The organism is Nonomuraea dietziae (assembly GCF_014195505.1).
Taxonomy (GTDB): Bacteria; Actinomycetota; Actinomycetes; order Streptosporangiales; family Streptosporangiaceae; genus Nonomuraea; species Nonomuraea roseola.
This window is the reverse complement of sequence record NZ_JACIBV010000001.1, coordinates 999235-1012575: the sequence shown is the minus strand read 5'-3', so window position 1 is coordinate 1012575 and position 13341 is coordinate 999235. Positions and strand designations below refer to the sequence as shown.

General features: G+C 69.4%; 14 protein-coding genes and 2 pseudogenes. 9 read left to right on the top strand and 7 right to left on the bottom strand.

What is annotated here, in order from left to right; genetic code table 11:
* Nucleotides 1-11: 11 nt before the first annotated feature.
* Together FHR33_RS53175 and FHR33_RS05155 are read left to right on the top strand one after the other, a co-directional pair.
* Nucleotides 12-515 (top strand): annotated as a pseudogene (locus FHR33_RS53175) (DUF4158 domain-containing protein); the annotation flags it as partial.
* A gap of 169 nt (nucleotides 516-684) precedes the next feature.
* Nucleotides 685-1371, top strand: a complete 687-nt coding sequence (locus tag FHR33_RS05155; protein WP_246451670.1) for a hypothetical protein — start codon at nucleotides 685-687, stop codon at nucleotides 1369-1371.
* 191 nt (nucleotides 1372-1562) lie between these two features.
* Here the strand turns inward: FHR33_RS05155 and FHR33_RS05150 are convergent, their stop codons facing one another.
* On the bottom strand, nucleotides 1563-2450 hold the full coding sequence (locus FHR33_RS05150; protein ID WP_312895370.1) for a GNAT family N-acetyltransferase: 888 nt from the start codon (nucleotides 2448-2450) through the stop codon (nucleotides 1563-1565).
* Complete coding sequence (locus FHR33_RS05145; protein ID WP_183644225.1) at nucleotides 2447-3004, bottom strand: carboxylesterase family protein; 558 nt, start codon at nucleotides 3002-3004, stop codon at nucleotides 2447-2449. Before FHR33_RS05145 ends, FHR33_RS05150 begins: the two co-directional genes overlap by 4 nt.
* A gap of 186 nt (nucleotides 3005-3190) precedes the next feature.
* Here FHR33_RS05145 and FHR33_RS51560 point away from each other — a divergent pair, with 186 nt between their 5' ends.
* Entirely contained in the window at nucleotides 3191-3316 is a 126-nt protein-coding gene (locus tag FHR33_RS51560) for a hypothetical protein (protein WP_281388144.1), read from the top strand.
* Between the two features lie 678 nt (nucleotides 3317-3994).
* Here FHR33_RS51560 and FHR33_RS05140 read toward each other — a convergent pair.
* From FHR33_RS05140 to FHR33_RS05130, 3 genes are read right to left on the bottom strand one after another with little or no spacing between them, the layout of a single operon-like run.
* Complete coding sequence (locus FHR33_RS05140; protein WP_183644224.1) at nucleotides 3995-4789, bottom strand: ABC transporter ATP-binding protein; 795 nt, start codon at nucleotides 4787-4789, stop codon at nucleotides 3995-3997.
* The gene (locus FHR33_RS05135) at nucleotides 4786-5889 is read right to left on the bottom strand and encodes a FecCD family ABC transporter permease (protein WP_183644221.1); all 1104 of its coding nucleotides are present in this window, start codon (nucleotides 5887-5889) and stop codon (nucleotides 4786-4788) included. Before FHR33_RS05135 ends, FHR33_RS05140 begins: the two co-directional genes overlap by 4 nt.
* Nucleotides 5879-6904 (bottom strand): ABC transporter substrate-binding protein, encoded by a 1026-nt coding sequence (locus tag FHR33_RS05130; protein ID WP_183644218.1) that lies wholly within the window; start codon nucleotides 6902-6904, stop codon nucleotides 5879-5881. Before FHR33_RS05130 ends, FHR33_RS05135 begins: the two co-directional genes overlap by 11 nt.
* An 85-nt stretch (nucleotides 6905-6989) precedes the next feature.
* Here FHR33_RS05130 and FHR33_RS05125 point away from each other — a divergent pair, with 85 nt between their 5' ends.
* From FHR33_RS05125 to FHR33_RS05105, 5 genes are all read left to right on the top strand, one after another.
* Nucleotides 6990-8225 carry an MFS transporter gene (locus FHR33_RS05125; protein WP_376773105.1) on the top strand — a complete coding sequence of 412 codons (1236 nt, stop codon included), beginning with the start codon at nucleotides 6990-6992 and terminating at the stop codon, nucleotides 8223-8225.
* Nucleotides 8222-8593, top strand: coding sequence for a hypothetical protein (locus tag FHR33_RS05120; RefSeq protein WP_183644215.1), 372 nt, complete (start codon nucleotides 8222-8224; stop codon nucleotides 8591-8593). The genes FHR33_RS05125 and FHR33_RS05120 overlap by 4 nt, the downstream gene beginning before the upstream one ends.
* A gap of 86 nt (nucleotides 8594-8679) precedes the next feature.
* Complete coding sequence (locus tag FHR33_RS05115; RefSeq protein ID WP_183644212.1) at nucleotides 8680-9261, top strand: DUF998 domain-containing protein; 582 nt, start codon at nucleotides 8680-8682, stop codon at nucleotides 9259-9261.
* A complete protein-coding gene (locus FHR33_RS05110; protein ID WP_183644209.1) occupies nucleotides 9258-10331 on the top strand; it encodes a sensor histidine kinase in 1074 nt (357 codons plus the stop codon). The genes FHR33_RS05115 and FHR33_RS05110 overlap by 4 nt, the downstream gene beginning before the upstream one ends.
* Entirely contained in the window at nucleotides 10328-10981 is a 654-nt protein-coding gene (locus FHR33_RS05105) for a response regulator transcription factor (protein ID WP_183644206.1), read from the top strand. The genes FHR33_RS05110 and FHR33_RS05105 overlap by 4 nt, the downstream gene beginning before the upstream one ends.
* A 153-nt stretch (nucleotides 10982-11134) precedes the next feature.
* Here FHR33_RS05105 and FHR33_RS05100 read toward each other — a convergent pair.
* Together FHR33_RS05100 and FHR33_RS05095 are read right to left on the bottom strand one after the other, a co-directional pair.
* Nucleotides 11135-11440, bottom strand: a pseudogene (locus tag FHR33_RS05100) (Tn3 family transposase); the annotation flags it as partial.
* 49 nt (nucleotides 11441-11489) lie between these two features.
* Nucleotides 11490-12044, bottom strand: a complete 555-nt coding sequence (locus FHR33_RS05095) for a hypothetical protein (protein WP_183644203.1) — start codon at nucleotides 12042-12044, stop codon at nucleotides 11490-11492.
* 545 nt (nucleotides 12045-12589) lie between these two features.
* On the opposite strand from FHR33_RS05095, the gene FHR33_RS05090 reads away from it, so the two are divergent.
* Entirely contained in the window at nucleotides 12590-13153 is a 564-nt protein-coding gene (locus tag FHR33_RS05090; protein WP_221240942.1) for a hypothetical protein, read from the top strand.
* Nucleotides 13154-13341: the final 188 nt, after the last annotated feature.

Sequence of the window (13341 nt, the reverse complement as noted above, 5' to 3'; positions counted from 1 at the left end):
CGTGCCTGCTCATGCCTGTGGATTTCCTCTCAGACGAGCAAGTAGCCCGCTATCGCCGGTTCCGGCTTGAGGTGTCGGTAGCCGATCTGGAGCAGTTCTTTCGGCTGGATGCCAAGGCGCTGGAAGCACTGGCGGGCAAGCGCCGTCCGGCGACGAGGTTGGGGTGGGCGGTGCAGTGGGGCACCGTGTGGATGCTCGGCACTTTCCTGGCCGAAGATCCTTTGGACGTGCCGATGCAGGTGCTGGAATTCGTCGCCGAACAACTCGACATCGACCCGGCGTGCGCGCCGGAGTACGTGGCCCGGCCGAAGCCCGCCTACGAGCACGCCTGGGAGATCCGGGACCTGCTGGAGCTGACGGAGTTCTCCAAACGCGAGCAGGAGGTGCGCGACTACCTGGCCGCCCGGGTGTGGTGGACGATCGAGGGACCGCGGGCGCTGTTCGACCGCGCTGTGGTGCACATGCTGCGCGAGGGCATCCTGCTGCCCGCAGGGATCACCACGCTGACCCGGCTGATCAGCGAGGTGCGCCGAGCCGAGCACGCACGGCTGTATCGCACGCTGGCCGAGCGCGCCGGTCCGGAGCTGCGGGCGGCTGGCCGAGCTGCTGCAGGTGCCTGCCGATCGGCGAGTCTCGGAGCTGGAGAGGGTGCGCCCCGCGCCGACGCGGGCCTCGGGCCGGGTGATGGTGGCGGAACTGCATCGGGTGGCCGAGATCGGTGGGCTGGGTGCCGGGGCGGTGGTCACCGAGCCGGTGTCGGCGGTGAAGCTGGCCGCGCTGGCCCGGTACGGCCTGGCGTCCAAGGCGCCGACGCTGCGGGATCTGGAAGGCGATCGGCAGGCGGCCACGCTGCTGGCCACCGTGCGGCATCTGGAGACCTCTTCGGTCGACGACGCTCTGGACGTGCTGGACCTGCTGATCACCTCGAATTTGCTGGCCCGGGCGGAGCGGGCGGGCAAGGCCGAGCAGTTGCGCACGTTCCCGAAGCTGCGTAAGGCGGCGCGCACGATGGCCTCGGCGGTGGAGGTGCTGATGTCGGCGCGGGAGGCGACCGAGGATCGGCTGGTGTCGCTGGTGGAGGTGTGGAAGGCGATCGAGGAGGTGGTGCCTCGCGAGAAGTTGGCCTCGGCGGTGCAGACGGTCGCGGCCTTCGTGCCCACCACCGACGATGACGCGGCCGCCGAATGGCGGGCCGAGCTGGTCAAGCGCTACCGCACGGTGCAGGGCTTCATCGAGCTGCTGCTGGAGGTGATCCGTTTCCGCGCGGTCGAGGCCGGCACCGCGGTGCTGCGATGGTGCGCACCTCCGCGGCGATGGCCAAGAGCCGCCGCCGCTATGGCCCCGGCGACATCGCCGCGCATGAGACGCTGATCACTGGGTCGTGGCGGCCGCTGGTCTACCGCAACCCCGATGTCCCTGAGAACCTGTTCCTGCGGCTTCCCATCTGGGCATGTATGGCGGCGAGGTCGCGCTGCGCGTTCTCTCCGATCACCTGGCGCATGTGGAACGGCGTGACGATCACTGGTCCGCAGGACGGCAGCGTCGAGAGGCACCGCGAGGCCCTAGTCGATCCGGCGCAGGTCCCGCACCTCGGGTTGCGGTTGGAATCCCGCCGAGCGATAGGTGCCGACCGCTCCGGTGTTGGAGGCTTCGGCGCACACGGTCGCGCTGGACGCACCCATCTCACGCAGGGCTCCGGCAGCGGCGACCGCGATCGCCTTGCCGTAACCGTGCCCCTGATGGTCGCTGTGGACGCCAAGGGGCTCAAGCAGGCCGGGTTTCCCCGGGCCCGCTGACCAGACAGTCGTGGCCGCGACCGCGTCGCCCTGGCCGTTGTACCCGACAAGGCATCGGGCATTGGCGTATGGTGTCCCGGCGGCCATGGCGTGCCATCGCTCCGCGCTGAACTTCGACCCGGTGAATGCTGCCCGGTGAACCGCGACCCGGTCGTCGACCCGGTCGGGGCCGACCACCTCGACCCGTAGACCGCTGTCCACCACGGGTTCGCTCAGGTCACGCACCATCGGGATCCACGGTTCGTCAAGTTCCCAGCTGCCCTCTTGCAGCAACTCCCGGAATCGCCCGCCCCAGAGCGCCTCGACGTGCGCCTTGCCCGCCGACAGTACGCCGCGTTCGGGCCGCGTCACGTCGTCGGCCATCTGCCGGGCGAGGTCTTCGTCGTTGTGCATTTCCGGTGCGATGGCCAGCCGCACCAGATCGGGGCCGTCGACCATGCCGACCCCGAGGATTCGGCCTTCACGACTCCACGTTCGCAACGCGGCGGCGGTCCGCTCCGGGCCGAACTGCCAGAGGAACCCGACGTCGCCCGCATGCAGTTGCATCGGGGCGCCTTCGTGTCGCCACTCCATGAGGGCGCCTACGATCTCGTCCAGGTCGTCGGCGCCCGGTGTGCTCAACAAAATTGACATCCTGAGATCAAACACGGTCACGTCCGACGTGTCGAATGGTTTAACGCACGCTCACCAGCAAGGACTCCAGGCTCGACGACCTTGCCGAGATCCAACGCTGACAGGCACGCGGACCCGCACTCTTGGTCGTAGTCGGCGCCCCTGCCCGCGACGAACCCGCCGCCGGGCAGCCAGACCATCACCGGCTTGCGCTTCGCGCCCGCCTTCTTGGGGACGGTGACGTCGAGCGTCAGGCAGTCCTCGGCGTCGCTGCGCTCCTTCTGATTGACGTTGTCCTGCGGGCAGGCGGGACCTGACGCCGTCGCGGGCACGACACCCCGCCACCTGGCCACCGGCTCGGGTGGCCGCCAGCGCAGCTCGCCGACCGGCGGACGCGCATAGCGGATGCCGCGATACCTCAGGACATCTCCGTCGTCGACCCCTCGAATCATCCCACTGTCCAGTGCGACCTCGAGGCCCGGGACCGTCGCTGGCTCCTCCCGGGCCTTCGCCGCGCCGCATCCCTGGACGAACAGCAGCGCCATGGCGCTCAAGCAGGCCGCACCTCTGGTGATCACGTTTGGTAGCGCACTCATGTCTGGCACGTTGGATACGGCTCACCCTCCGCCGGTACGGCCAGAGGTTGCGGTTCACCGACCGATGGTTGTCTCCCGAACGGCTGAGCGGCGTAACCGCCGGCCAGGGCCAACGGAATCGCGTGAACCGGGTTTGACAGCAGTCCCACCGACCCCCCGACGCCGAAGGCGCCGTTGACGGCGACCATGCCCCGCACCATCTCTGAGCAGGCGGCCCCGGCCTGCCACAAGCAGGAGGTCGCCCCGCTCACCGGCTGGACCGGCGCCCTCAGCCTTCCGAACTGGATGCCCGTCCTCACCACCACACCGTGATCCGCGGCGGGCGGCGGCCCAGCCCCAATACCGGTCGCCACCGGCGCTGCCGTCGACGGAGTCAACGCTGGCGACGGCAAACTCCCGCCCGAGCGCGAGGCGGCCATCACCACACCACTGGACGAAGGCCTCAAGCGGGCCGGGCGTAACGCCGCGGAGGCGATCGCCGCCGTTCCGGACGCGCTGCTGGATGAGGTGGCGCTGTTCGGCCGCTGCCTCAGATCGTCGACCGGTTGGCGGCCTGGCGGGAGTCCCTGGTAGGAACACTGGCGCTCATCACCAGGGATCCAAGATCTTGGAAGCCTGCCTATCGAGCGCATAGTGCCCTAACCAAGCCTTCTTGTGGGGACTCCCTCGCAGGACGATCGCCGCGGACGAGGTGGACCTTCTCGGGCGCCTCGACCAACCGCGATGTACGCGATAAAGGTACGCACTGGCTCGCCTCCGGCCAGCCCATGCAAGGCGGCCGAGACAGCACGCATGCCGCCGCGACCCCCGCGGCACATCGTGCGCAAGAAGGGCCGACCGATATGCATCTGGTCATAGTGGCATGCGGTCGTGAAATAGTGCATATGGATCAACAGGTCGCGTACAGCCACGGCATGAGCCGGCCCGTGGTCTCCCTGATTGCCTCCGCGGTGACCGTAGTCCGGCCTTTCTTCTGGCACATGGTTGCCCTCAGCCGGTCGGCCCAGGAGTGGCAATCGTCACACCAGGACGGGAGTAAGAGATCGTCAGGTTGCCCAGCGGGTCAGAAGTGATGTGGGCCTCGACGTCGAAGACGTTGCGCAGCCGTTCTGCGGTGAGGACCTCACCCGGGGTGCCGTCGGCGATGACAGTGCCGCCGCTCATCAGGACCAGGCGATCGCAGTAGCGGGCTGCCAGGGAGAGATCGTGCAGCGCCACCAGGATGGTTTGGTCCGTGGTGGCCAGCAGGTCCATCAGCGCGAGCTGGTGTTTGATGTCCAGGTGGTTGGTGGGCTCGTCGAGCAGGATGCACCAGGGCTGCTGGGCGAGTGCTCGTGCGATGTGGGCGCGCTGGCGTTCGCCGCCCGAGAGGGTCTTCCACTCTCTGGATCGTAGTTCGGTCAGTTCGAGGCGTTCCAGCGCGGCGTCGATGACGATCTGGTCGGTCCGGTCGAGGGCCTTCCACGGGCTTCGGAAGGGGGTGCGGCCGAGTGCGACGACGTCGGCGACCCGCAGGTCGCTGTCGGAGTCGGCGGACTGTTCGACGAAGGCGGCCTGCTGCGCGATCTGCCGGGAGTTCCAGCCCTGGATGTCCTGGCCGTCGTAGCGGATCACGCCTGAGGTGGGTTTGCGAAGTCCGGCGATGCAGCGGAGCAGGGAGGATTTGCCGGAGCCATTCGGCCCGATCAGGCCTACGGTCTCCCCTGACCGGATGCGCAAGGTGACGTCCCGGACGATGGTCTTGCCTGGGATGCCCCACTCGAGGTGGTCGACTTCGATGTTCACAGCTCACCTCGCTTGCGCAGGATCAGGAGGAACAGTGGAACGCCGAGAAGCGCGGTGAACACGCCGACCGGGACTTCCTGCGGGGCGAAGGTGACGCGGGCCAGCGCGTCCGTCCACACTAGGAAGATCGCCCCGGCCAGGGCGCTGAAGGGAAGCAGCACCCGGTGCAGCGGCCCGACCAGGAAACGCACGCCGTGGGGCACGATCAGGCCGACGAAGCCGACGGCGCCCACGCTGGCCACAGCCACCGCTGTGAGCAGCGCCGTGACGCCCAGCAGCACGATGCGGGTCGTTCGCACATCGATGCCGAGGGAAGAGGCGGTGTCGGTGCCGAAGGAGAACCCGTCCAGGGCGGTGGCGTACGGCCAGATGACGCACAGTCCCGCGACGGTGACGACCACGCTGGCGATCACCGCGTCCCATCGGGCGGAGGCCATCGAGCCGAGCAGCCAGTGGAGGATCGCGCGGGTGGTGTCGGCGTCGCCAGAGGCGATCATCACGAGTGCGGTGATCGCGGCGAAGAGCTCCGCGACGATGACGCCGGTCAGCACGATCCTCATGGAGCCCAGGCCGCTGCGCCTCAGCAACAGCATGAGCAGGCCGAACGACAGCAGCGCCCCGGCGAACGCGCCGCCGGTCACGGAGAACGAGCCCGCGCCGAGGCCGAGGACGACGACGGCCACCGCGCCGGTGGACGCGCCGGAGGAGATGCCCAGCAGGTAGGGGTCGGCCAGCCCGTTGCGGGTCACCGCCTGCAGCACCGCGCCGCACAGCGCAAGCGAGGCGCCCACCAGCGCCGCCAGGAGCACGCGCGGCACGCGCAGGTCCCAGATGAGCGAGTCGAGCAGGCCGGGCAGCGGTTCCACCGGCAAGCCGAGGCGGGTGCCGAGGACGCGGCCCAGATCAGCGACGCCGACCTCAGAGGTGCCGATCAGCACCGAGGCCGCCACGGAGGCGATCAGTAGCACCAGCTCGGCCAGGAGCAACACCGGTACGGGCGTCCCCGACCGGTCCGGAGGGGCAGGGGGCAGGTCGGCGGGCGGCGTGCGGTCCCTGGCGGTGGGGTGGAGAACCGATAGGTCGACGCCGCTAGCGGACATGGCCGAGTTTCCGTAGCCCTTCGACGAAGAGGCCGAGCGTGTGCACCGTCCGGACCGATGGGTCCATCTCGATGCCGGGAACCTGCACGATGCGGTTCTCCTTCACAGCGGTGAGCTTCGACATCGTCGGCTCCTTGCGCATCATGTCCAGTTTCTCCGCCGCGCTGTCGCCGGGTGCTCCGCGCTCGGACAGGTCGCCGATCACTAGGATGTCCGGGTCGCGCTTGGCGATCTCCTCCCAGGACACCTCGGGCCAGTCCTCGTTCACGTCGTCGAAGGCGTTGCGGACGCCGACCAGCTTGCTCATCGCGCTGGGCATGCCGCCGTTGCCCGCGACGTACGGCAGACCGGCGTACACCGAGTACAGCCAGACGACCGTGGGCTCGCCGGTCACGCTGGAGCGGACTTTGGCGGCCTGGTCGATGGCCTGGCGCTGGTCGGCGATCAGCTTCGCGGCCCGGTCCTCGGCCCGGAAGATCCGCCCCATGTGCTCGTAGTCCCGCAGCAGCAAGTCGAACGGGGTAAGGCCGGACTCGCCGGCCTCCGGGCAGTCGACCGCGCTCACGTAGGACGGGAGCCCGAGCTGGCTCAGCTCGTCGCGGGTGCCGACTCGGTCCTTGGTGTACAGCGCGGTGAAGGAGGAGACGACCAGGTCCGGGGTTGCCGCGCGGAGCTGCTCGGCGGTGAGGATCTTGGGGTTGAGCACGGGGATCTTGTCGTAGGCGGTCTTGTACTGCGGCGCCACCTTGGTCTTCAGATTGGAGGTTCCGACCATGCGGTCCTGGAGCCCGAGCGCCAGCAGAGTCTCGGTCGAGGACTGGTCCAGCGTGACCACGCGCTGCGGAGTGCTGGTGAATGAGAGTTCCTGACCGCAGCTCCCCACCTTCACCGCCGCGGCGGGAGCAGCCGACGAGGGGGATGCGGAATCGGCGCTGCCGCCGCAGCCGGTCGTCTCGAGCAACAGCACGAGCCCGGCGAAAACGGCGGCGCTGCGGGATTTGGGGGAGATCCTCATAGTTCAGGAATGATAGTGGTTATCACTAACATTCTGGCGAGCCCGTCTCAATACCCGACCTAGGTCCGTACGGAGGACATCCCCTGTGACCGCCCCGACGCCCACCGCCTCGGACACCCCCCACCCTCGGTCCATCCTGCGCGAGAGGCGATTCATCCGGCTGTGGTGCGGTACCACCGCCTCCGGCCTGGCGACCTGGGCGCTGCCCTTCATCCTCGGGCTCGCCGTCCTGGACCGCACGCTCACCGCCGCCGGCCTGGGGGTCGTCCTGGCCACCCGGACCGCGGGTTTCCTCGTCGCTGTGCCGATCAGCGGAGTTCTGGCAGACCGGTACTCGCGCCGGGCCGTCGTGCTGTGGGCCGGCCTGGCCGGGGCGCTCGCCTCTCCGGTGATCGCGCTCGGGCTCGGCCGTTCGGTCCTGCTCATGAGCCTGGCTGCGGCGGTCGTAGGGGCTGGTCAGGGCGCCTGCCGCCCGGCGTTCCAAGCGCTGACCGCCGAGGTGGTCGACGCCGACCGGCGCCAGCCCGCCAATGCCGCCATCACGCTGGCGGTGCGCGTTACGACGTTGGCCGCGCCGACGGCCACCGCGCTGCTGGCGGTCGTGCTAAACACGTGGACGCTGCTGGTCGGCACCGGCCTGCTGTGGCTGCTCGCGGCGCTGCTACCGCCCCAGGGCCTGCGCGCGCCCGCGCCTACGGCCGACCGGGCGCCGCCGCTGAAGGAGTTCGGCGAGGGCGTGCGCGAAGCGCGTAGGCATCCGTGGTTTCTCGCCGGGCTGGCGGCGCTGGCCGCCGTCATCTTCACCGGCTACTCCGCCACCGGAGTGGCGCTCCCGCTGATCAGCCGCGACCGCTACGGCACCGAGGCCGTGCTGGCGGGCGCGCTCACGGCCTATACCGTCGGCGCGCTCATTGGAGCCGTGCTCATGGCCCGGTGGAAGCCACGCGCTCAGGGCTGGGCCGCGCTGGTCGGCTTGGCCCTGTACGGTTTCGCGCCGCTCAGCCTCCTGCTACCGGTTCACCCGGCGGTGGTGTTCGCCGCCTATGCGCTGGCCGGCCTGGGCATCGAACTGTTCAACGTGCCCTGGTTCACCGCCACCCAGCGCGAGGTGGAGCCGCGCCTGCTCGCCCGGGTGTCGTCGCTGGACTTCCTCATCTCCTACGGCCTGGCTCCCGTCGGCCTGGCCTTCCTCGCCCCCGCTATCGACGCCTTTGGCTGGCAGCCGGTGCTGGCTGCCTGCGCGCTGGTGTGTTTCCTGGCCCCCGCCGCGGCGGCTCTGGTCCCCAGCAGCCGCGGCTTCTCCCGTCAGGAGAGGAAGTGAAGATGTCCTTCGGCGTCGTCCCGGCCCGTGTCGGCAGCCAGAACGCCGATCGAGCCGGTCGCCTGCTTGCCGAGACGGGCGCGGTCATCCTCACCGGGCTCGAGCCCACGCCGGACGCGCTGGCCGTCGCCGCGGCGCTCGCATTGGGCCACCGGCTGCGTCAGGTGTTTCCCTACCGCAGCAGGCCGTCCCGCGACTCGGGCCCGGTGCATCTGGGCTCGGGCGCCCGAGCCAGGTTCGGAGACTTGCTGCCCAGCCCACAGCGGGCCAACGCCGCCAGCCGATTCGGCGGCACATGCGCCAGCCTCAGACTGCCCGGCCCGAATGCGGAGATCTCCTCCACCCGCTCCAACGCCTTGGCCATCTAGAACAGCTCATACATCGATTGGTGTACCCGCAGGTGTCTGCGGACGGACGACGCCGGGGACCATGCTCGGTCCCTAGCGTCGGAGCCATGAAGAAGATAGTTTTTGCCGGCGTCGGTGTCGGCGCCGCGGCTTTCGCGATTTCGGACATGGTCAACAGGGAACTGAGCCCTGTTGGCGAGACGGTCAGCAGGTTCGTCAACGCGGGCGCAGGCTGGTTGGTCCCGCTCGGGTTGGTCGCCGTCGCGCTCGCCGCGGCGGCCCTCACGGTGGCGCTGGCTCGCACCGGCATGAGCCGTGCGGGGACCTGGCTGCTTGGCATCTGGTCGGCGGGTGTCCTCGTGGCCGCGATCTTTCCCGCCGACCCGCCGGGGCGCTGGGACAACCCATCGGTCTCCGAGACCGTCCACGGTTTGTCCGCCTGGGCGGCCTTCCTGGCCTTCATGGTGGCCGCCGTGGTGCTCACCAGAGCGTGGCCGCGCGACGCCCTGCTCACCGGTGCCACCGTAGCCGTGGTGGCTGGGATGATTATGTTCGTGATCACCCTCGTCGACGTCATGGTCGCCCGTTCGCTGCCCCCGGTGGTAGGGCTGACAGAACGCATCGCCATCGCCGCCAACCTTGGCTGGATGGCCTTGGCGGCCCTCCGCCTGCCCCGCAACAGCAAATGATCGTCACCCTGGTGCCCGCGATCCTCACGACCGTCGCGGTCTTGACCGGGCTGGCGGCGGTCGGGGCCCCGATCGGCTGGCCGGTGGTCACGCTGGGGCTCCTGCTCGGCGGGCTGTTGGTAGTACGGCGGCGATGGCCGGTCGGCGTCCTGCTGGCGTCGGCAGCCATGCTGATCGCCTTTCAGGGGGCGGGACTGTTCGAGGGCGGCTGGGTGTGGCCGCTGACGGTGGCCTGCTACACCGTCGCCGCAGCGGGCCGAACCCGCTGGGCGGTCGGTGTGGGAGTGTTCCTGCTGGCATATGCGCTGGCCTGGGACTGGGTCGTCACGGGTGGTTCTCCGGCCCGGGCGCTCGCGGCGGGTGGGGCTGAGGCGCTCTGGCTGGCGTTTGTGCTGGCGATCGGCAACAGCCGCAATCTTCAGGCGCGCTGGCGCGCTCAGATGGAGGAAACGCGCGAGGCGGACGCCCGCCGCCGCCTTGCCGAACAGCGGCTGGAGATCTCCCGCGAACTGCACGACATCGTCGCCCACACGCTGGCCGTGGTCGGCGTCCACCTCAACGTGGCCGCCGACGCGCTCGAGGAGTCACCCGAGGAGGCGCACCAGGCGTTGCGCACCGCGATGGACGTGCGCGGGAAGGCCATGGCCGACCTGCGCTCCCTCATCGGCGTGCTGCGCATCGACGGTGACGCGGCCCCTCAGCCGGACCTGGGCGCGATCACCGCCCTCGTCACCGCCGCCAGAGGGGCCGGCCTGAATGTCGCACTGGAGGAGGAGGGCGATCCCACGACCGTCACCGGACCCCAGGCCGTCGCGGCCCACCGGGTCGTGCAGGAGGCGCTGACCAACACCATCAAGCACGCGAACGCCACCCACGTGTCGATACGGCTGCGCTACACGAGCACCGACCTGACGGTCGAGGTCGTCGACGACGGCCATGGAGTGACGGCTCACGCCGAGGGGCACGGCCTGACCGGCATGCGCGAGCGCGTCACCACCCTGGGCGGCACCCTGAGCATCGAAGGGAGCGGGGGCTTCGCCGTACGGGCGAGCATCCCTTTGCGGACATGACGATCAAAGTGCTGCTCGCCGATGACCAAGCCCTCGTCCGGGCGGGCTTTCGCAGCCTGCTCCGCCGCTCCAAGGAGCTCACTGTGGTCGGCGAGGCCGCCACGGGCGACGAAGCCGTACGGCAGGCCCGCGCCACCCAGCCCGACGTGATCCTCATGGACATCCGCATGCCCGGCATGGACGGCATCGAGGCCACGCGCCGGATCCTCGCCGAACGCCCGGCGACCAAGGTCATCATCCTCACCACGTTCGACACCGACGAACACGTCTTCGCCGCGCTGCGCGCCGGCGCCAGCGGCTTCCTCACCAAAGAGGTCGAACCAGCCGAGTTGCGCCGCGCCGTCGCCGTCGTGGCGGCAGGAGAGTCGCTGCTGTCACCGAGCGTCACACGGCGAGTCGTCAAGCAGTTCGCCCACCGGCCCGCCCCGGTGAGCGGCGACAAGCTCACCGTACTCACCACCCGTGAACGCGAGGTCGTCCGCTTGGTGGCCGAAGGGCTGTCCAACGATCAGATCGCCGCAAAGCTCGTGATCAGCCCGCTGACCGCCAAGACGCACATCACCCGTGCCTTGATGAAGCTGAACGTCCGTGACCGGGTGCAGCTGGTGATCCTCGCCTACGAGAGCGGGCTGGTACGGCCGGGCTGGTGAGAGGGGGCGACCCGGTTAGTTCGCGCGTGCCCATGATCGGAGTTTCTCGGCTGGGCCGATGTCCTCGGCGTCCGGATGATGGCCGCCCTTCGTCACGGGGTGTTGCCTTCGACCCTAGAGGTGCGCAGGGAATCGTTAGTTCCCTGTCGCATATCAGCCTTCCGGGGCGGGCGGTGGCGGAGTCAAGTCCAGCCGCCGGTCGGGTCGAAGCTGCACCGTCCCGTACGGCGTCATGTTGGTGTGGAAGAGCGGCGTCAGGCCGCGCCGGTCGACGTCGGTCAGCACGTCGGCCCATGCGGGCTCGGCAACGGTGTCTTGGATCATGAGGGTGTTGATGTAGGCGAGGCTGCTTTTCAAGATCATCAGGCAGAGCGTGCCCAGTTCCTGCTCCTCGCGCCGATTGGAGGCCAGCTCGCCCCTCTTGCCGAACCTGACGACGTTCAGCCGGGACTCGGTCTCGGGCGCAGTCCAGGGGGCTCTGGTGGGAGACATTTCTACGGGCGGTGATCTAACTACCTGCGCCGGGTGGCCTCATGCGGGACGCCGCCAACGCGCCGTCGAGGACCGTGAAGATGGCCAGGTAGCCGCCGTCGTACTCGCGCTCCAGCCGGACCTTGTACGCCAAGGGGCACGACTGGCACGTCACCAGTTGCTCGATCTCCTCCAGGTCGCAGTGCTCGTCGCGGCCGACGACCGGCTTGGCCCACCGGTCGCAGCACGGCATGTCCGCCCACAGGCCGCCCCTGCAGGGCTCGGTGTAGCGACGGACCACCGCCCCGGGCTGCAGCTGGTGCCTGGCGTCCGTCGCGGCAGACTGCTCATGCTCCCGCTCGGTGACGTGCAGGCCCGCCCGGTGCAGCGCCTCGTCGACCTGGTCGGCCAGCATCACCGCCGCGGCGTCGTCCAGGCCCAGCCCGGCCCGCTGCAGTTCCGCAGCGATGACCCCGAGCCGGAGCGGCACGTCCGGCAGGACGCGGGCGCCGCTGCCGGCCAGCGCGGTACGGGCGCGAACGATGATGCGGCGCACCAGCGCCGCGATGGTGCGGTGGTCGCCGAGCACCACCAGCTCGCCGTCATCGCGGACGACCTCGAGGACGAGCGCGTGGGTGGGGCCGTCCTGGCCAAGGTGCTCACCGTCGAACAGGTCGGGCCGGGCTCTTGGCCGAGAACAGGTCGACGGCGACGATGCCTGCGTCGCAGGTGATCGTGTGCATGCCCATCACAGCTCACCCCCGAACGCAGCGGCAGGGTGGTGCGTCTTCACAGCAGGTCTCCTCTGTTGGTGGTCACGGCGGGCAGAGAGATGCCCTCGGCAGCGGGGAGCTGCCGAGGGCATCGTCAGGTTGAGCTACTTAGTGGTCCTCTCGAACCGTCCCGAACTCCTGCGGATGACGGGACCGGGGGCGCCGCCGCTCAACCCCTCCTCAGGCCGACCGGTACGGCTGGCCGGCCTGCCCGGCGCTCCGTCGCCTGGAGCCGCCCCGACCTGCGGAAGCGGTCAACCGGTAAAAGGACCGCTTCGTTGTGTGCATTCGTACGCACTCCTTGGGCGGGAATCGCGATGTACTCCACGTCGTGACAGGGGGCCCATAACTCAAAGGAGTAGAAGTGAAGCTCAACCTCGGGCGCAGGACCGGTCTACGCGCGTTGGCGACGGGGGCACTGCTCGCCATCCCGCTCGCGACCGTCGGCGCCACACCCGCCATGGCCGCCACCAATGTGGTGGCGATCAGCGGGAAGCTCTCAGTGAACTCGAGCAACATCGGCGACGAGATCAACATCAGCGTGGAGGGAGGGTTCCTGGTGGTCAGGAACTTCAAGGACACCCTCCTCGCCGGCAGCTTCACCTGCGCGAATCTCGACGCCAACACCGTCCGCTGCAACAGCGCGGGGATCACCAACATCCTCGTCAACACGCAGGGCGGAGCCGACACGGTGCGCAACAACACCACGCTGCCGTTGAGGGGCTTCCTCGGTCCCGGCGGCGACGTCTTCTCCGGCGGCTCGGCCCGCGACTTCGTCTCCGGGGACGGCGACAACGACATCATCGACGGCAACGGAGGCAGTGACATCCTTCTCGGCAACGACGGCGGTTTCGACCAGGTCTTCGGCGGAGCAGGGACCGATCTCTGCGACGCGGAGGCGGAGACCTCCTGCGAGGCCGACGCCTGACCCATCCTGACAAGGGGCCATCCCGCCACGGCGGGATGGCCCCTTCCGCTGTCTGGACCTTCGGTGAAGCGGCGACGAGGGGGACACCTCGGACGCGTTCGGATCCTCGGTGAAGCGGCGACGATGGCACGTTTTGCGGATTCTCGGCGAAGCGGCGATGCCGGGGGACGCCTCCGCGGTGGCGTCCG

Coding starts and splice junctions, on each gene's coding strand:
- FHR33_RS05155 (WP_246451670.1), top strand. CDS start 685: ATGGTGGCGGAACTGCATCGGGTGGCCGAGATCGGTGGGCTGGGTGCC.
- FHR33_RS05145 (WP_183644225.1), bottom strand. CDS start 3,004: ATGAGTGCGCTACCAAACGTGATCACCAGAGGTGCGGCCTGCTTGAGC.
- FHR33_RS51560 (WP_281388144.1), top strand. CDS start 3,191: ATGCCCCGCACCATCTCTGAGCAGGCGGCCCCGGCCTGCCACAAGCAG.
- FHR33_RS05135 (WP_183644221.1), bottom strand. CDS start 5,889: ATGTCCGCTAGCGGCGTCGACCTATCGGTTCTCCACCCCACCGCCAGG.
- FHR33_RS05130 (WP_183644218.1), bottom strand. CDS start 6,904: ATGAGGATCTCCCCCAAATCCCGCAGCGCCGCCGTTTTCGCCGGGCTC.
- FHR33_RS05115 (WP_183644212.1), top strand. CDS start 8,680: ATGAAGAAGATAGTTTTTGCCGGCGTCGGTGTCGGCGCCGCGGCTTTC.
- FHR33_RS05110 (WP_183644209.1), top strand. CDS start 9,258: ATGATCGTCACCCTGGTGCCCGCGATCCTCACGACCGTCGCGGTCTTG.
- FHR33_RS05105 (WP_183644206.1), top strand. CDS start 10,328: ATGACGATCAAAGTGCTGCTCGCCGATGACCAAGCCCTCGTCCGGGCG.